The sequence below is a fragment of the Streptomyces sp. BYX5S genome (genome assembly GCF_054724165.1).
This window is the reverse complement of the sequence record NZ_CM138829.1, coordinates 1586988-1603900: the sequence shown is the minus strand read 5'-3', so window position 1 is coordinate 1603900 and position 16913 is coordinate 1586988. Positions and strand designations below refer to the sequence as shown.

Genomic DNA, 16913 nt, shown 5'->3' with positions numbered 1-16913 from the left:
ACTGCCTTACCTACTGCCTCTTGGTGTCGACGAGTCCGCGGATCACCGCGGGTATCTCCGTCAGAGGTAGCACGAAGTCCACTGTCCCCGTACCCTCAGCGGCCTCCGGCATGCCCCGGAACTCCGCGGTGCGCGGGTCCTGGGCGATCACGGTACCGCCGCGGGACTTCACCGCGTCGACACCCATGGCCCCGTCGTTTCCCGTGCCGCTCAGGACGACGGCGATGGCACGGGACCCGTAGGCCCCGGCGACGGACTCGAAGAGCAGGTCGGCGGAGGGGCGCAGGAAGTGGACCAGTTCGCTCCGGGAGAGGCTGAGCGTGCCGTCCGGGCGGACAAGGAGGTGGCGGTCGGGCGGAGCGATGTAGACGGTGCCGGCGCGGGCCGGCTCGCCCTCCTCCGCGAGTTTGACGGCGAGGTCGGTACGGCGGTCGAGGATCTCCGCGAGAACGGTGCGGTGGCGGGGGTCCAGGTGCTGGACGACGAGGACGGGCACGGGCAGGTCGGGGCCGAGCCCGTCGAGGACGGCGGCGATGGCGTGGATACCGCCCGCGGACGCGGCGACCGCGACGACGCTGAAGCTGTCGTCCGAACGGTCGGCGCTGGAGGGTGACGGCACCCCACCAACCCTAGAGCGCCGCGAGGAAGGCAGCTACAAACGTGCGCCGAACGGCTGTCACACGCCGGGCGTCGCCGTCAGCACACCGGCCGATATCGCACCCCGCAGCGTCTCGACATCGCGGACGCTCTGGTCGGCGTAGTGCAGCGCGAACGCGGCGACGGCGCGGTCGAAGCGGTCCTTGCCGCCGAGGTAGGCGGCGATGGCGATGCGGTCGCCGGAGCGGGCGTGGGCGCGGGCGAGGGCGGCGCCGCACAGCCGGCCGTACGCGAGGAGTTCGTCGGGCGGCATGGCGGTGACGTCCGCGGAGCCCTTCATGTCGCGCAGCTGACGCCAGTAGAAGGAGCGGCCCTGGGGGCCCGTCATCCAGCCGAGGAAGATGTCGCTCGCCGCCTGGAGCAGCCGCTGCCCGGACACGACGCGGTGGCCCGGGTGGATGTACGGGCCGTGGTACGGCATGTGCTCCTCGACGACGGACCGGTTCGCCTCCTTGATCTGGAGGAAGAGGGGGTCGTCGGCGTCGCGGCCCGCGAGCAGCACGATGAAGCAGCGGGTGCCGACGCTGCCGACGCCGACGACCTTGCGGGCGGCGTCGACGAAGCGGTAGCGGTCGAGCAGCCGGCGGCGGTCCTCGGCGAGCGTGGAGCGGTAGTCGCCGAACATCTTGCGGACGGCCGCGGCGTCGGTGATGCCGGCCGGTTCGAGGAGCGGCGGGTCGACGCGGATGCGGCGGCGGCCGTCGCGGGTGGTCTCGGTGAGCTTGTCGAGGGCGTGCAGGCTGGTGCGCCGGGTGGCCTGGTTGAGGGTGTGCTCGGCGCGGCGGCGGTGCCGGGTGGAGCGGATCAGCGGGAGCAGGGCGTGGGCGTCGATGCGTTCGTACCAGACGGCGAGTTCGCCGAGGGAGGCGAGGCGGCGCATGTGGGTGCGGTAGGCGGTGACGGAGGCGTGCGCGGCCTGGTGGGCCTGGCGGTCGGAGTGGCCGTTGTCGCGGGCGGCGACGGCGATGGAGGCGGCGAGGCGTTTGACGTCCCATTCGAAGGGGCCCGGGTAGGTCTCGTCGAAGTCGTTGAGGTCGAAGAGCAGGGCGCGGTCCGGCGCGGCGTACAGGCCGAAGTTCAGCAGGTGGGCGTCGCCGCAGAGCTGGACGGTCAGTCCGGTGTGCGGGGTCGCCGCGAGGTCGCCCGCCATCACGGCGGCGGCGCCGCGCAGGAACGCGAAGGGGCTCGCGGCCATTCGTCCGTAGCGGATGGGCAGCAGGTCGCGGAGGCGGTCGGCGCCCTGCCGTTCCAGGGTCACGACGGGGTCGGGGCGGTCGGCGGACGGGATCCACGGGCCGTGCGCGGAGCGGGGGCTGTGGCCCCGGGCTCGTCTTCCCACGGCGGCGCGTTCGGCGGGGCTGCTCATGGCGGGCGCCCCGTCGGTCAATGACGCAGGGCGCGGGAGACCTCGGCGGTGACGTCGCCGTCGAGGGAGTGGGTGCTGCGGGCGGTGGCGTCCTTGGAGTCGCCGCCGGGCACGTCGTTCACGTTGAGGACGACGGTGTCCACCAGCTTGCCGTCGCCGTTCTTGAAGCCGATCTGGACGACGTACGACTTGGTGCCGGACGTGCCGTTGTCGACGGTGACGGGCACGGTGGCGCGGTTGCCGTCGGAGTCCACGTCGCCGAGTTCCACGTCGCTCTTGGCGTCGACGCCGTCCTTGAAGTCGTCGAACTTCCGCTGGGCCTCCGCCGTCGCCGACGCCACGACGTCCGAGGCGCGCGACGCGGCCGAGGAGGCGGCGGACGCGGCCTTCGACGCGGCGCTGGAGGGGGTGTCGTCGTCGGAGCAGGCGGTCGCGGTGGCGGCCAGGGCCGCCACGCAGAGGGCGGCGGCCGTCGCGCGTACGGTCGTCGTCCGTCCGCCTCGTCGTACGTTCGTCATCGTCGACACCTCCGCTCGACCGACACCCTGCGTCGCCTCAGTCAACGGTGGGGGGTGCGGTGGGCGCATGCCAAGGGGGGCAAACAGGTGATGTGCCCTGCGCGTGCGCCTGCGGTCCGACGGGGGCGGGGTCGCGGGGCGCTGCCCCGGACCCCGCGCCTCAATCGCCGGCGGGGCTTGATGTGCCGCCGGCGGGGCTTGATGCCTGGTCAGCGGCTGTAGCGCATCAGGGCGCGGACCATGTGGCACGTCGTGTCGGACGGTGGGTGGATGCCGATGAGGTCGGCCGTGGCGCGGATCTTGCGGTTGTGGGCCTGGTTGGGGAGGTAGACGCCGGAGTCGAGCAGGGCTATCGCCAGGCGCATGGCCTTCAGGCGGCGGTTGTGGGTGATGTACCAGTCGCGGGGGCGCCCCGCGGGCAGTGGCCTCTTCGCGAGTGGGGTGTACGGCAGATCGAGCAGCATCGGAGCGGCGGCAGCGGGCACAGGCATCCTCCTGTCGCGGTCGTCCAAGGGCCCCCGTAGCCCTCGAACACTGCTTCTATTCTACTGCCGACCACTGACAAAAGCCGCTGGCCAGAGCCGACTTGAGGGTCGCCGCAGGGCTTCACTCGCGTACCGTTGCCCCCATGGAGATCTGGATCAACCCGGCCTGCTCGAAGTGCCGCGGCGCGCTCACCCTGCTCGATGCGGAGGGCGCCGACTACACGGTGCGCCGCTACCTGGAGGACGTGCCGTCCACCGACGAGATCCGCGCCGTGCTGGAGCGGCTCGGGCTCGAACCGTGGGACATCACCCGCACCCAGGAGGCCGCCGCGAAGGAGCTCGGCCTCAAGGACTGGGCGCGCGACGCGGACAGCCGGGACCGGTGGATCGAGGCGCTCGCCGCCCACCCGAAGCTGATCCAGCGCCCGATCATCACGGCCGACGACGGCACGGCGGTGGTGGGCCGCAGCGAGGAGGCCGTCCGGGACGCACTCGGCCGCCGCTGACCCGGATCGCGCGCCGGATCGCATACAGCCTCATGCGCCACGTCACACCGCACGGCACGCCAGGTAACACGGGGTTCACAAACGAGCAACGGGCGGGAAATGCCCTGGTGACAGGCTTCCGGGCAGTTCGAGACCCGCGTGAATGAGGATGTGGCCCGTGACCTTCAAGGCTGAGTACATATGGATCGACGGCACCCAGCCGACGGCCAAGCTGCGTTCGAAGACGAAGGTCATGGCGGGCTCCCCGCAGGGCCTGGACACGCTTCCCCTCTGGGGCTTCGACGGCTCCTCCACCAACCAGGCCGAGGGGCACGCCTCCGACCTCGTGCTGAAGCCGGTCGCCCAGTACCCGGACCCGATCCGCGGCGGTGACGACATCCTCGTCATGTGCGAGGTCCTGAACATCGACATGACGCCGCACTCCTCGAACACGCGGGCCGCGCTCACCGAGGTCGCGGAGCAGTTCGGCTCCCAGGAGCCGATCTTCGGCATCGAGCAGGAGTACACCTTCTTCGAGGGCGACCGCCCGCTCGGCTTCCCGGTCGGCGGCTTCCCCGCCGCGCAGGGCGGCTACTACTGCGGCGTCGGCACCGACGAGATCCACGGCCGTGACGTCGTCGAGGCGCACCTGGAGAACTGCCTGAAGGCGGGCCTGGCCATCTCCGGCATCAACGCCGAGGTCATGCCCGGCCAGTGGGAGTTCCAGGTCGGCCCCGTGGGCCCGCTGGAGGTCTCCGACCAGCTGTGGATCGCGCGCTGGCTGCTCTACCGCACCGCCGAGGACTTCAACGTCTCCGCCACCCTCGACCCCAAGCCGGTCAAGGGCGACTGGAACGGCGCGGGCGCGCACACCAACTTCTCCACCAAGGCCATGCGCGAGGGCTACGACGCGATCATCACCGCGTGCGAGTCGCTCGGCGAGGGCTCGAAGCCGCTCGACCACGTGAAGAACTACGGCGCCGGCATCGACGACCGTCTCACCGGTCTGCACGAGACCGCCCCGTGGGACGAGTACAAGTACGGCGTCTCCGACCGCGGCGCCTCGGTCCGCATCCCGTGGCAGGTCGAGCGGGACCGCAAGGGCTACATCGAGGACCGCCGCCCGAACGCCAACGTCGACCCGTACGTCGTGACGCGCCTGCTCGTCGACACGTGCTGCTCCGCGCTGGAGAAGGCCGGCCAGGTCTGACCGGGACCGGCCGCGACCGACGGGTCCGGCCGCGGCCGCTTTCGGCCACCTGAACACCGGGAGGGTGTCCACTTCGTGTGGGCACCCTCTCGTTCGCGTGACGCATCTGTTTCAATGAGTGCATGGCCAGCACCGACCGGAACAGCAGCTCGCGGGGTCGTCGTCACGACCTCGAGCCGTTCTGGCCGTCCCGTCAGCACCACGACTTCGACCGTGAGTGTCGTCGCGTGAGGAACGCGCGGGCCCTCCAAAACCGTTGACCGCCACGGCCTTCGGTCCGCGCGCACGACGTACGTCCTCCATCGACGACTCCTCGCGCGAAAGAGCTGACCATGGCTGCTGACACCCTGCTGACCGACACCCTCATCGACGTCGACACCGCCTGCCGCACGGTGCACGTCGCCGGGCGCCAACTCGACCTGACGTACCTGGAGTTCGAGCTGCTCGCCCATCTCGTCGCGCACCCGCACCGGGTGCACACCCGCGACCAGCTCGTCCACACCGTGTGGGGCTACGGGCACGTGGGCGACGGCCGCACCGTCGACGTCCACGTCGCCCGGCTGCGGCGCAAGCTGGGCGCCGAGTACCGGGACACCATCCGCACGGTGCGCCGGGTCGGCTACAAGTACGCGCCGCCCGGCCGCGGTTGAGGTGAATTCCGGGGGCCGATTGAACAGGGTCGGCCCCCGGTGCGTACGTAGTCCCATGGGACGCACCTCACGGAAACGGCGCTCGACGCTCACGACGCGCATGACCATCGCGTCGGCCGCACTGCTCCTGGGCGGAGGTGGGCTGGTCGCGGTCAACGTGTACGCGTCGGCCCAGGAAGACTCCGCCGACGGGCAGGGCGCGGGCAGCGGGACGCAGCAGACGCAACAAGTGGCCACCATCGACTGCCCGGACGTCGGCACACAGCTGTCCGACGTCCCGGACGGCGCACGCGGCCGGGTCGACGGTGAACTCGCCACGCTGGACAGCCAGATCACGCAGGCCTATCAGCGGCTGGCCTCGACACGGGACGCCGCCGCGCGGGACCCGCAGTTCGTGCGGAACAGCATCCTGCAACCGCTGAAGCAGAAGCGGACCGCCGTACTGGACCGCATCCGTCTGGAGATGGAGCGCCGCGGCGGACAGGCCCCCGACGGCATGAACGACATGGCCGAGTGCACCGCCCAGCCGAAGGACGGCACCCAGCAGCCGCCCAACGGCGGCGACCAAGGCGGCGACCAGGACGGCGGCGACCAGGGCCAGGACCAAGGCGGAGAACAAGGCGGCGGCGACCAGCAGCAGCCGGGCAACGGCGGGCAGGCCGGCAACGGCCCCGTGGCCGCCGACTTCGCCGACATCACCAAGGTCCAGCCCAACGTCCAAAAGCCCCGCAACGCCAGGGGCGCCTCCACCGGCACCTTCACCACCCGCTGCGGCGTGAACGACAACAAGAAGTTCAACACCGACAACATCATCGTGGCGCCCGGCGTCAGCAACGGCGCCCACCACCTGCACGACTACGTCGGCAACCAGGACAACGACGCCTTCTCCAGCAACGACGACCTCGCGAACGCCGACACCACCTGCCAGAACCAGGCCGACAAGTCGACGTACTACTGGCCGGTGCTGCGCCTCCAGGACGGCACGCAGGACTTCGACGCCAACAACGACGGCGGCGGCAAGGAGGGCAACGTCGGAAAGATCCTGCGGGCCCAGAAGGCGAGCATCAAGTTCGTCGGCAACCCGCGGAGCAAGGTCGTCCCGATGCCGAAGTTCCTGCGCATCATCACCGGTGACGCCAAGGCCTTCACCAACGGCACGGCCAACGCCAACGCGCACTGGAGCTGCACCGGCTTCGAGGACCGTCAGTTGACGGACAAGTACCCACTGTGTCCCGAAGGTTCCAAGGTCGTGCGCAGCTTCGCGTTCCAGAGCTGCTGGGACGGGCAGAACATCGACAGCGCCAACCATCGCACACACGTGGCATTCGCCGACCAGGCCGGCAACTGCCCGCAGAACTTCAAGGCCATCCCGCAGCTGAAGATGCGCCTGGTGTACGACGTACCGGCACCGACGATCGAGAACGGTCAGGTGACGAATCCGTTCGCGGTCGACGGCTTCCCCGAGCAGCTGCACAAGCCGATCACGGATCATGACGACTTCATCAACGTGTTCGACGACCAGACCATGCGTGAGGTCGCGGACTGCATCAACAAGGGCGATCGCTGCGACTGAGCGGCGACCGCCCCCTTGTGGCCGCTGCGCGGCCGGTTCAGCGGTGACCTTCGTACCCGGAGAGCGCACCCGCCTCGTGACCCCCACCACCGCTACTCCCCGAGTGGTGCGAGGCGGGCTTCTCCAGGGTCCCGCCGAGCCGGCCGCGCAGCTTCGTGAGCTGCGCGGCGCCGCCGACCGCGATCCACCTGGGTCCGACGAGATAGACGCCGCCGTAGTCGTTGGCCTGGTCGAACCACTCGGCCTGGCCCTTGTCGGTGGTGAAGGTGGCGAGGACGTAACGCCCCTTGCCGCTGCCGCAGTTGGCCTGCCGGATGTCGGCGGCGTCGGTCTGGATGTCGGGGCGGCAGCCCGCCTCCTTCGCGAGGTGCTCCAGGCTCCCGGAGGCCGTACGGGGGATCTTCGGCGCGTCGTCCTCCCGGGCGCCGTCGGAGCCGCCCGAGCCGCATCCGGTCGCCGCCGCGAGCAGCACGGCCGCGGCCACCAGCATTTTCCTCATTGCGCTCTCCTGTCCCGAAAGTTCCGTTGCTACCGTGCGCCGCACCCACCGCGACGCAAGGGGGATACACGTATGTCCGCACCATCGCGACGCACCGTCCTCGGCACGACGGCCGCCCTCGGCCTCGGCACGGCCCTGGGGACCGGCACTCCGACCGCACAGGCGGCTCCCGAACCGGACGCCGCGAGGGAGGTGACGGCCCCTGATACGGCTGCGGCGCGCGAGGCACTCAACCGGCAACTGCCCCATCACGCGGACCAGTTCAGACTCAGACTGCTGGCCGCGAGCGGCACGGAGGACCGTTTCCGGGTGACCGGGACGAGAGGCCGCATCACCGTGTACGGGACGACCCCGGCGACGCTGCTCGCCGGGGTCCACTGGTATCTGAAGTACGCGTGCGGCGCGCACATCGCCTGGAACGGCGCGCAGTTGGACCTTCCGGACCTGCTCCCGGCCCCCTCGAAGACGCTGGAGCGCACCACTTCACTCCCCCACCGGTTCGCGCTCAACGACACCAACGACGGCTACACGGCGCCGTTCGCCGACTGGTCGTACTGGGAGCGCGAGATCGACATCCTCGCGCTGCACGGCTGCAACGAGGTCTTCGTCGCCGCGGGCATGGAGGCCGTCTACCACCGCGTACTGAAGGACTTCGGCTACAGCGACGCGGAGGCACGGGCCTGGCTGCCCGCCCCGTCCCACCAGCCGTGGTGGCTGCTCCAGAACCTGCACTCCTACGGAGGGCCACTGTCGCCCGAACTCATCGCCCGGCGGGCCGAGTTGGGAAGACGCATCGTCGGGCGGCTGCGCGCGCTCGGCATGAGACCGGTGCTGCCCGGCTACTACGGGCACGTGCCGAAGGGCTTCGTGGAGCGCAACGGCGGCGACGCGCGCGTCGTGCCGCAGGGCGTGTGGCACGGCTTCGAGCGGCCGGACTGGCTCGACCCGCGCACGACCGCCTTCGCCGACGTCGCCGCCTCGTTCTACGGCCATCAGAAGGACCTGTTCGGGGAGCTCGACGCGTTCAAGATGGACCTGCTGCACGAGGGCGGCACGGCCGGTGACGTGCCGGTCCCGGACGCCGCGCGCGGCGTCGAGGCGGCGCTGCGCACGAACCGGCCGGGCGCGACGTGGGTGATCCTCGGCTGGGAGGCGAACCCGCTGCCCGAGCTGATCGACGCGATCGACAAGACGAAGATGCTGATCGTGGACGGGGTCTCCGACCGGTTCACGTCCGTCACCGACCGCGAGAAGGACTGGGGCGGCACCCCGTACGCGTTCGGGACCATCCCCAACTTCGGCGGCCGTACGACGATCGGGGCGCGCACGCACATCTGGGAGCAGAAGTTCTTCGCCTGGCGCGACAAGCCGGACAGCGCGCTGGCCGGTACCGCGTACCTGCCGGAGGCCACCGACCGCGACCCGGCCGCGTTCGAGCTGTGGTCCGAACTGGCCTGGACGGACGCCGCTCCGGACCGCGCGGCCTGGTTCGCCGGGTACGCCGACTTCCGCTACGGGCGCCGCGACGCATCGGCCCGCGCCGCCTGGCGGGCGCTGCACGACACCGCGTACCAGCACCGGGCGGTGGAGCGCTCCGACCCGCACGACTCGCTGTTCGCGGCCCGCCCCGACCTGTCGGCCGACCGCGCCTCGTACTACGCGCCGCGCGCCCTCGCCTACGACCCGGCCCGCTTCGACGCGGCGCTCACCGGTCTCCTCGGCGTGGCCGGGGACCTGCGCCGCAGCGCCGCCTACCGGTACGACCTCGTCGACGTGACACGGCAGGCCCTGGCGCACCGCAGCCGCCAGTTGCTGCCGCAGCTGAAGGCGGCGTACGCGGACCGGGACCGGGCCACGTTCACGGCGCTGTCGACGCTGTGGCTGCGCCTGATGCGGCTCTCCGACGACGTGACGGGCACCCACGCGGCGTTCCTGCTGGGGCCCTGGATCCGGGACGCGCGGAACCTCGCGACGAACGACGCCGAACGCGCCGAGTTCGAGCGCTGCGCCAAGGTGCTCATCACCGTGTGGGGCGACCGGGCCACGTCCGACCCCGGCAACCTCCACGAGTACGCCAACCGTGACTGGCAGGGCCTGATGGCCGACTTCTACCTGCCGCGCTGGCAGAAGTGGCTCGACGAGCTGTCCGACGCGCTCGCCGCGGGCCGGGAGCCCGCGAGGATCGACTGGTTCGCCTTCGAGGAACCCTGGACGCGCGAGCGCAAGGACTACCCGCTGCGCCCCTACGGCGACCCGTATCGGACGGCGGCGCAGGTGCGCGACGTCCTCGCGCGCGCCCCCTACCAGGGGTCGGTCACGGTCACCGCGGAGCCGCCGGCCCTCCCGCCGGGCGGGCACGCGCGCGTGACGGCCACGTTCCGCAACGTCAACGGGCTGCGCGCGACGGGCCGCGTCGACTTCCGCCTCACGGGCGTCGACGCCGACCCCGCAGGCGCGACGCACCTGGACAGCGTTCCGGCGGGCGGCGAGGGCGCGGTGGCGTGGCGGGTGAACGCGCCGGGCACCCCGCTGGACGAGCCGCTGCGGCCGCTGCCGTACACGATCGACGTCCAGTACGGTCCGGCCGGTGAGAGACGGGTGCGCTCGGTCCGCAAGGGGACGCTGTTCGAGGCGGGGCCGCTGGGCGAGGAGTGGCGGACGTACACCAACAACGCGGCGGTGTTCGGGCAGCTCGGCGACCGGTACGCCATCGACGGCGGCGGCGCGGACCTGTGGAAGGGCACGGCCGAGTTCGGGACGCTGTACCGGGCGAACGCGTTCCGGGACGGCTCGGTGGCGACGGTGCGGGTGGACGCGCAGGCGGTGACCGGGCCGTGGGCGCGCGCCGGGATCATGGTCCGCAACTCCATGGGCGACAACGGGTCGTTGGGCTTCGCGAACCTCGCCGTCACGCCCGCCAACGGCGTCGTCCTCTCCTACGACAGCACGGGCGACGGCACCCTCGACACGTACAAGCGGATCACCGGGATCAAGGCGCCGGTGCTGCTGCGGCTGAGCCGGGCCGGTGACACGTACACCGGGCAGTGCTCGACGGACGACGGGGCGACGTGGCGGACCGTCGCGACGGTGCCGTCGCCGCGGCTCGCCTCCGCGCAGGGCGTCGGGATGTTCATGAGCGCCACGAACGGCGGGAACGGGGCGCGGGGCACGGTGGAGTTCAGCGGCTGGAAGCTGGGCTGAGCGCGCACTTCCCGATACTGCGGTGACACCGGGGCGCGGCTGTGTGAGAGTGCCCCGGTGAGCAACGAGAACAGTGACTGGGAAGCGCGGATCGCGGCCGCGTGGGCGACGCTCGACGACTACGACGCGTCGGACGCGGGCGCGTTCCGCGCGCTCGTCGACGGCCTCGTCGACGAGCTGCCGGCGGGCAGCCCGGTCGCGCCGTTCGAGCGGGCCTGCGCCTACGACTCGACCGGCCACTCCGACAAGGCGGTCCCGTTGTACCGGGAGGCGCTGCGGCTCGGCCTGACCGGCTACCGGGGCCGCCGCGCCAGGATCCAGCTGGCCAGCTCCCTGCGCAACGTCGGCCGGCCGGAGGAGGGCGTGGCCCTACTCGAACCGGAGTTGACCGCTCCCGGCGACGAACTGGACGACGCGGTGCGGGCGTGCCTCGCGCTGTGCCTGTCCAGCCTGGGCCGGGACCGGGAGGGCCTCGCCCTGGTGCTGGGCGCGCTGGCGCCCCATCTGCCCCGCTACCAGCGGTCGATGGCGAACTACGCCAAGGCCCTCGCCGCGTCCGAGTAGTCCTGGCGGGGCGCGCGGGACGGGCCGGTGAGCGCGCGGGACTGTGACCATCCCACGATTCGCTCGTTCTGCTGAACGTGCAGTCAAAGGTGCAACAGGAAACCACGCCCCCGCCCGCAGGGCCGGCCGCCGTCATCGACGTCGAGCAGGCCGAGGCCGCCCTGATCGAGCACTACCCCCGACTGGTCCGTCTGGCCTACCTCGTGCTGCCGCCCGGCCTCGGGCGCAACCGGCGGGTGCTGACCGCCCACGCGGTCGCCCAGCGGGCGCTGCCCCGCGGCCGCACGGCGAACGCTCCGGCGGCCGTCCCGGCGCCCCGCGACGCCGCGGGCCGCACCGGCGACCCCGGGTACGCCTACGTACGCCTGAAGGTGCTGCGCGCCGCGCTGGAGGCGGGGCTGCCGCTGCGGCGGGCGGCCTGGCCGAAGCGGGCGCAGCTGCCGCCGGTGCTGCCGCAGGTGTGGGGCCTTCGGCTGTTCCCGAAGTCGGGCGGCGCCGATGAACTCGCCCTGGACCAGCGGCTGTCGGCGCTGAGCGGACCGGGGCGCGCCGCGTACGTGCTGCGCGGTCTGGAGCGGCTGGACGACGACGCCGTCCGCGCGGCCCTCGTCGAGGCGGGCTGCGCCGAGGAGGACGCGGCCGGCGCCCTCGCGGAGGCGCGCGGCGCGACCGAGGCGGACGTCGCGGCGGGCGGGGCCGGAGCGGCGCTCCTCGAATCACCCGAGTTCGACCCGTGTTCGCTGCACGCGCGGCCCACCGATCTGATGCGCCGCCGCCAGCACCTGAAGGCCGCGATCGCGGCGGTCGCGGCGACGCTCGTGTGCGGCGCGCTGCTCGGTCTGCCGGGCGACGGCTGGGCCCCGGACGGGGCCGCCGCGCCGCCGTACGCGCAGAACCCGGCGGCCCAAGCGGCCCTGAAGCCGGGAAAGTTGACGAAGGTGTCGCCGACCGCGTGGAAGACGTCGGACCGCACCGACTTCTCGGTGTGGCCCGCGCGCGGCTCGCTCACCGGCGACAAGGAGCTGCTGCGCAGGGCGCTCGCCGTGTGGGCGCGGCCCGGCGAATCCGTGGAGGTCTCGGCGACCCCCGGCACCCCGGCCGGCGCCCCGCCGGGACCGCCGCAGCTGCTGTACGCGGGCGAGCTCGACCAGGCCCGCGTCGTGCTGCTCTACGACGGGCTGCGCATCGTGCGCTACGCCGAGCCGAAGAGCGGTACGACCGGGGCGGCGCTCGACTTCGCACGGGTCGACGGGGCGAGCGGGGCGGGTGCCGGGGCCGTGGTGATGGACCGGGCCGACGGCAACGTCCGCTACCTGACCGCACCGTGGGTGACCCGCGCCGCCACCCGCGACCTGCTGAAGCCGTCCGCCGCGGCGCGGCCCCTGGCGCGCACGCGGGACGGGGTGACGGCGCCGTTCCCGAGCCCGGCGCTGGCGTCCTCCTGCACGTCGTGGAACGCGCTGTCCCTCACGGATGCGGACGGCACCCGGCTCAGCACCGACCTCGGCGAGCTGGTGCCCGCGCACCTCACGGCGGGCAGCCCCGGCGCGCCCCGCGAGGCGCGCGCCGCGGACTGGGCCCCGTCGGCGTGTTCCCTGACGGCGGCGCGATCGCACGGGGTGCGGTCCGTCAACGCGTGGGCGTACGCGCGGCAGGAGCTGCCGGAGTCCAACGGGACGGCCCAGTGGCTGTGCACGCGGGCCGAGACGTGGCGGGGCACGGGGCCCCGGACCCTCGCGCTGTTCCGGGCGCCGGGGGCGGGTGCCGCGGTCGTCGCCGCGAAGTCGGAGACGTCGCCGGCGTGCGGGGCGCGGGAGCCGAGGGTGTTGGCGGGTGTGCGGTGGAAGTCGCGGGGCGGGGCCTGGTACCTGGTGGCCGCGGGGAGCGGCGTGCGGTCGGTGGCGGCGGCCGGGCGGGAGGCGCACGGGGAGGTGCTCGCGGTGCCGGTGGCGCGGGGTGCGGAGGTGACGCTCAGTGGGCGGGCGGCCGGTGGGGCGCAGGTGCGGCCCCTGAAGTAGCCGACGCCGCGGGGCTCCGCCCCGGACCCCCGCTGCTCAAGCGCCGCAGGGGCTTGAATGAGCTCGATCGCCGCCGATGGCTGCTGGGGGCGATCGCGGCGCGCTGCTTGATCGGGAAAAGTGGTGCGCGAGGGGTGTTCGTCGACGCTACCCGTCAGTACATTGACGCCATGTCTAATACGCGCGTCCCGTTGAAGGCACGCCAGGTCTCGTTCGCCTGGGACCGGACTCCGCTGCACTGGCTGCCGGACGACCCGTTCACCACGCACACGATCAACGTCCTGCACCTGCTGCTCCCTGCCGGGGAACGCTGGTTCGTGCACGTCTACAAGCAGGTGCTGCCGTACATCACGGACGAGCGGCTGCGGGAGGACGTCATCGGGTTCATCGGCCAGGAGGCCATGCACTCGCAGGCGCACGACGAGGTGCTGCCGCATCTGCGGGAGCAGGGGCTCGACCCGACGCCGTACACGGCGCAACTCGACTGGTTCTTCGAGAAGTTGCTCGGTGACCGGACGCTGCCGCCGGGCAAGGCGCGGCAGTGGTGGCTGATGGAGCGCGTCGCGCTGATCGCGGCGATCGAGCACTACACGGCGTTCCTCGGCAACTGGGTGCTCAACGCGGACGAGCTGGACCGGCGGGGCGCCGATCCGACGATGCTGGACCTGCTGCGGTGGCACGGGGCCGAGGAGGTCGAGCACCGGGCGGTGGCCTTCGAGCTGTTCGAGCACCTCGACGGGAGCTACCGGCGCCGGGTGCGCACGTGGGCGACGGCCTTCACCGCGCTGGTCTTCCTGTGGCAGCGCGGCGCGCGGTTCTTCATGGAGAACGATCCGACGCTGATCGACGGCAAGGCGAGCTTCGGGCAGTTCTACCGCGGCGGCAAGCGGGGCGTGCTGCCGACGACGGGGGCGATGGCGCGCTCCATCCCCCGCTATCTGAGCCGGAGTTACCACCCGGACCAGGAGGGCGACACCGCTCAGGCCGTCGCCTACCTCGCCTCCTCCCCCGCCGCGGTGGCCGCCGAGGCCCGGGAGGCCGCGCGTCACGGAGCCGCCCGGTGAACGCCCGGACGCTGCGCCGGGCGGCGCTCGTCGGCGGGGCCGTGGTCGTCGCCCGGCGCGCGCTGCGGGGGCGGGTGCGGCGCTCACCGCTGTGGCCGATGCCCGCCCTGGAGGAGCCGACGTCGGGGCGGCCGCGGGCGCGGGCCCTGAAGCTGCTCGTGACGCGGTGCGAGCGGGTGGCGGACGGGGTCGTCGAACTCCGCCTGGAAGGACAGGGGTTGACGCTGCCCGCGTGGCGGCCGGGCGCCCACGTCGACCTGGTGCTGCCCTCCGGTCTCGTCCGGCAGTACTCGTTGTGCGGGGACCCCGAGGACACGTCCTCGTACACCGTCGCCACGCGGCTCGTGCCGGAGGGCGAGGGCGGGCGCGGTGGGTCGCGCGAGGTGCACGAGCGGGTGCGGGTGGGTGCGGAGGTGGAGGTGCGCGGGCCGCGCAACCGCTTCCCGCTCGACGCCGACGCCCCGGCCTACGTGTTCGTCGCGGGCGGCATCGGGGTGACGCCGATCCTGCCGATGCTGCGGGAGGCCGAGGCGCGCGGCGCGCGGTGGACGCTGCTGTACGGGGGCCGGACGCGGGCGTCCATGCCGTTCGTGGAGGACGTGGAGAAGCTGGGCGGCGCCGTCGCGGGGCGGGTCGCGGTCGTGGCGGAGGACACGGACGGGCGGCCGGACGTCGCGGCGGCGCTGGCGGACGCGGTGCCGGGCACGGCCGTGTACTGCTGCGGGCCCGAGGGGCTGATGGCGGCCGTGGAGGCGGCGCTGCCGGAGCACTGCACGCTGCACACCGAACGGTTCACGCCACGCAATTCCGCCGAGGGCAACGGCCCGTTCGAGGTCGAGCTGCGGCGCAGCGGCACGGTGGTGGAGGTGTCCGCCGACTCGACGGTGCTCGCCGCGGTGCGGTCGGCGGTGCCGGGCGTGGCGTACTCCTGCGAGCAGGGGTTCTGCGGGACGTGCCAACAGCGCGTCGTGGAAGGGGAGATCGAGCACCGGGACGAGTTGCTCACGGATGCGGAGCGCGGCGACTCCATGCTGATCTGTGTGTCGCGGGCGCGGGGCGAGCGGCTGGTGCTGGACCTGTAGCGGGTGCGGGGCGGTGCCGTGCGCGGGGCGTCCCGGGGTCCGGCGGGGAGGCCGGATCCGCTCGGTAGAGTGTTCGGCATGACTACCGGGGTGCGGCGCAGGTTGGGAGTCGAGGAGCGGCGGCGGCAGCTGATCGGGGTCGCCCTCGAACTGTTCAGCAACCGCTCCCCCGACGAGGTCTCCATCGACGAGATAGCGGCCGCCGCGGGAATCTCGCGGCCGCTGGTGTACCACTACTTCCCGGGCAAACTCAGCCTGTACGAGGCGGCGTTGCGGCGGGCGGCACAGGATCTCGCCGAGCGGTTCGAGGAGCCGCAGGAGGGGCCGCTGGGGGCGCGGCTGCTGCGGGTGATGGGCCGGTTCTTCGACTTCGTCGACGAGCACGGGCCGGGGTTCTCGGCGCTGATGCGCGGCGGCCCGGCGGTGGGGTCGTCCACGACGAACGCGCTCATCGACTCCGTGCGGCAGGCGGCGTACGTGCAGATCCTGGCGCATCTGCGAGTGGTGGCGCCGTCCGCGCGCCTCGAACTCGTGGTGCGTTCGTGGATCTCGCTCGCGGAGTCGACGGCGCTGATCTGGCTGGACGGGCGGCGCATCCCCCGCGAGGAGCTCCAGCTGCAACTGGTCCACGACTTCGCGGCGCTGGCGGCGGTGAGCGCGACCCACGACGAGGAGATGGCGGCCCTCCTGCGCGCCCTGCTCACCGACGAACCGGCCGACGGCCCCTTCGCCACACTGACCGCCCGCCTCACGTCCCTCGTCCCGAGCCCTTCCAGCGCTTGAGCCCCTCAGGGGCGGGGCCCCGTGGCGGTACCGGGGCCGGGCTCGTTCAAAGGTGCTGCCCGCACCGGGGTGCCGCCTTGCCCACCCTGCCGCCCCTGGCGGCAGATTGCCCAAGGCGGCGGTGAGACGTCCGCCCGTCCGCCGCCGGGCATTTTCAGCTCTCCGGCGTTTGAGGAGCGGGGTCCAGGGCGGAGCCCCGATCCTTCAAGCCCCTCCGGCGATTGAGGAGCGGGGTCCGGGGCGGAGCCCCGATCCTTCAAGCCCCTCCGGCGATTGAGGAGCGGGGTCCGGGGCGGAGCCCCGGGGCGTGAGGTCAGGCGCCCAGGGCCGACCGGTAGGACGGGGTGAGGTCGCGGACCTCGGCGGAGAGGTGGACGCCCGCGGGCTCCTTGATGTGGTGCGGGAGAGCCGCGAGGATCGCCTCCGCAAGCGCCACCTTCGCCTCCTCCGTCCGCCCGGCCAGCAACGCCACCTCGACATGCACGACCGCCGCCGGCCCGTCCCCCACCACCGTCACCCCGACCCGCCGGAACCGCGTCTTGCAGGCCGCGACCCGCGCGGCCACCGTGTCGACGGCGGCCTGGTGCACCGACGCGGCGAGCCCTTCCCGGTCGAGCCGGTCGTCGAGTTCCGCGGAGTGGTCGACGGTGATCTGAGGCATGGACGTACTCCGTAGCGTCGTGGGTGAATGCGTGTCGGCGCTCACCTTCGCCCGAAGTCCCCCGCCCGCACAATCACGTCCCGCCCAACGGACACCC

15 protein-coding genes and 1 pseudogene are annotated in these 16913 nt (G+C 72.7%); 10 read left to right on the top strand and 6 right to left on the bottom strand.

Translation table 11 applies throughout. The features are described from left to right. Window positions 1–10: 10 nt before the first annotated feature. The 4 genes from ACYBSK_RS07190 to ACYBSK_RS07175 form a co-directional block, all read right to left on the bottom strand. A complete protein-coding gene (locus ACYBSK_RS07190) occupies window positions 11–619 on the bottom strand; it encodes a chemotaxis protein CheB (protein WP_457476022.1) in 609 nt (202 codons plus the stop codon). Between the two features lie 57 nt (window positions 620–676). Beyond that, window positions 677–2023, bottom strand: coding sequence for a DUF2252 domain-containing protein (locus tag ACYBSK_RS07185; protein ID WP_460245542.1), 1347 nt, complete (start codon window positions 2021–2023; stop codon window positions 677–679). Window positions 2024–2040: 17 nt separating this feature from the next. Continuing rightward, the gene (locus ACYBSK_RS07180) at window positions 2041–2541 is read right to left on the bottom strand and encodes a hypothetical protein (RefSeq protein ID WP_460245541.1); all 501 of its coding nucleotides are present in this window, start codon (window positions 2539–2541) and stop codon (window positions 2041–2043) included. Between the two features lie 209 nt (window positions 2542–2750). Then, the gene (locus ACYBSK_RS07175) at window positions 2751–3032 is read right to left on the bottom strand and encodes a hypothetical protein (RefSeq protein ID WP_457476019.1); all 282 of its coding nucleotides are present in this window, start codon (window positions 3030–3032) and stop codon (window positions 2751–2753) included. A 137-nt stretch (window positions 3033–3169) separates the two neighbouring features. On the opposite strand from ACYBSK_RS07175, the gene ACYBSK_RS07170 reads away from it, so the two are divergent. The 4 genes and pseudogenes from ACYBSK_RS07170 to ACYBSK_RS07155 all read left to right on the top strand — a co-directional run bounded on the left by ACYBSK_RS07170 (window position 3170) and on the right by ACYBSK_RS07155 (window position 6944). Continuing rightward, the gene (locus ACYBSK_RS07170; protein ID WP_457476018.1) at window positions 3170–3532 is read left to right on the top strand and encodes an arsenate reductase family protein; all 363 of its coding nucleotides are present in this window, start codon (window positions 3170–3172) and stop codon (window positions 3530–3532) included. A gap of 157 nt (window positions 3533–3689) precedes the next feature. Continuing rightward, the gene (gene glnII / locus ACYBSK_RS07165; RefSeq protein ID WP_460245540.1) at window positions 3690–4721 is read left to right on the top strand and encodes a glutamine synthetase; all 1032 of its coding nucleotides are present in this window, start codon (window positions 3690–3692) and stop codon (window positions 4719–4721) included. Between the two features lie 362 nt (window positions 4722–5083). Beyond that, window positions 5084–5371, top strand: a pseudogene (locus ACYBSK_RS07160) (winged helix-turn-helix domain-containing protein); the annotation flags it as partial. Window positions 5372–5426: 55 nt separating this feature from the next. Continuing rightward, window positions 5427–6944: a DUF1996 domain-containing protein gene (locus ACYBSK_RS07155; protein ID WP_460245539.1), complete on the top strand. Its 1518-nt coding sequence runs from the start codon at window positions 5427–5429 to the stop codon at window positions 6942–6944. Window positions 6945–6981: 37 nt separating this feature from the next. Here the strand turns inward: ACYBSK_RS07155 and ACYBSK_RS07150 are convergent, their stop codons facing one another. Continuing rightward, window positions 6982–7443: a hypothetical protein gene (locus ACYBSK_RS07150; protein WP_457476015.1), complete on the bottom strand. Its 462-nt coding sequence runs from the start codon at window positions 7441–7443 to the stop codon at window positions 6982–6984. 72 nt (window positions 7444–7515) lie between these two features. Between ACYBSK_RS07150 and ACYBSK_RS07145 the strand changes: the two genes are divergently transcribed. The 6 genes from ACYBSK_RS07145 to ACYBSK_RS07120 all read left to right on the top strand — a co-directional run bounded on the left by ACYBSK_RS07145 (window position 7516) and on the right by ACYBSK_RS07120 (window position 16155). Then, the gene (locus ACYBSK_RS07145) at window positions 7516–10644 is read left to right on the top strand and encodes an alpha-N-acetylglucosaminidase (protein ID WP_460245538.1); all 3129 of its coding nucleotides are present in this window, start codon (window positions 7516–7518) and stop codon (window positions 10642–10644) included. Window positions 10645–10701: 57 nt separating this feature from the next. Next, window positions 10702–11208, top strand: coding sequence for a tetratricopeptide repeat protein (locus tag ACYBSK_RS07140; protein WP_457476013.1), 507 nt, complete (start codon window positions 10702–10704; stop codon window positions 11206–11208). A gap of 89 nt (window positions 11209–11297) precedes the next feature. Further along, on the top strand, window positions 11298–13226 hold the full coding sequence (locus ACYBSK_RS07135) for a hypothetical protein (protein WP_460245537.1): 1929 nt from the start codon (window positions 11298–11300) through the stop codon (window positions 13224–13226). A gap of 170 nt (window positions 13227–13396) precedes the next feature. Further along, window positions 13397–14290 (top strand): metal-dependent hydrolase, encoded by an 894-nt coding sequence (locus ACYBSK_RS07130; RefSeq protein ID WP_460245536.1) that lies wholly within the window; start codon window positions 13397–13399, stop codon window positions 14288–14290. Next, a complete protein-coding gene (locus tag ACYBSK_RS07125; protein WP_460245535.1) occupies window positions 14287–15372 on the top strand; it encodes a PDR/VanB family oxidoreductase in 1086 nt (361 codons plus the stop codon). Before ACYBSK_RS07130 ends, ACYBSK_RS07125 begins: the two co-directional genes overlap by 4 nt. 78 nt (window positions 15373–15450) lie before the next feature. Next, window positions 15451–16155 (top strand): TetR/AcrR family transcriptional regulator, encoded by a 705-nt coding sequence (locus tag ACYBSK_RS07120; RefSeq protein ID WP_457476009.1) that lies wholly within the window; start codon window positions 15451–15453, stop codon window positions 16153–16155. Window positions 16156–16468: 313 nt separating this feature from the next. Here the strand turns inward: ACYBSK_RS07120 and ACYBSK_RS07115 are convergent, their stop codons facing one another. Further along, window positions 16469–16816 (bottom strand): 5-carboxymethyl-2-hydroxymuconate Delta-isomerase, encoded by a 348-nt coding sequence (locus ACYBSK_RS07115; protein ID WP_460245534.1) that lies wholly within the window; start codon window positions 16814–16816, stop codon window positions 16469–16471. Between the last annotated feature and the right edge of the window lie 97 nt (window positions 16817–16913).

Excerpts from the sequence above, each read along its gene's own strand:
- ACYBSK_RS07185 (WP_460245542.1), bottom strand. The coding sequence starts at position 2,023 with ATGAGCAGCCCCGCCGAACGCGCCGCCGTGGGAAGACGAGCCCGGGGC.
- ACYBSK_RS07180 (WP_460245541.1), bottom strand. The coding sequence starts at position 2,541 with ATGACGAACGTACGACGAGGCGGACGGACGACGACCGTACGCGCGACG.
- ACYBSK_RS07175 (WP_457476019.1), bottom strand. The coding sequence starts at position 3,032 with ATGCCTGTGCCCGCTGCCGCCGCTCCGATGCTGCTCGATCTGCCGTAC.
- ACYBSK_RS07170 (WP_457476018.1), top strand. The coding sequence starts at position 3,170 with ATGGAGATCTGGATCAACCCGGCCTGCTCGAAGTGCCGCGGCGCGCTC.
- ACYBSK_RS07155 (WP_460245539.1), top strand. The coding sequence starts at position 5,427 with ATGGGACGCACCTCACGGAAACGGCGCTCGACGCTCACGACGCGCATG.
- ACYBSK_RS07150 (WP_457476015.1), bottom strand. The coding sequence starts at position 7,443 with ATGAGGAAAATGCTGGTGGCCGCGGCCGTGCTGCTCGCGGCGGCGACC.
- ACYBSK_RS07145 (WP_460245538.1), top strand. The coding sequence starts at position 7,516 with ATGTCCGCACCATCGCGACGCACCGTCCTCGGCACGACGGCCGCCCTC.
- ACYBSK_RS07130 (WP_460245536.1), top strand. The coding sequence starts at position 13,397 with ATGTCTAATACGCGCGTCCCGTTGAAGGCACGCCAGGTCTCGTTCGCC.
- ACYBSK_RS07120 (WP_457476009.1), top strand. The coding sequence starts at position 15,451 with ATGACTACCGGGGTGCGGCGCAGGTTGGGAGTCGAGGAGCGGCGGCGG.
- ACYBSK_RS07115 (WP_460245534.1), bottom strand. The coding sequence starts at position 16,816 with ATGCCTCAGATCACCGTCGACCACTCCGCGGAACTCGACGACCGGCTC.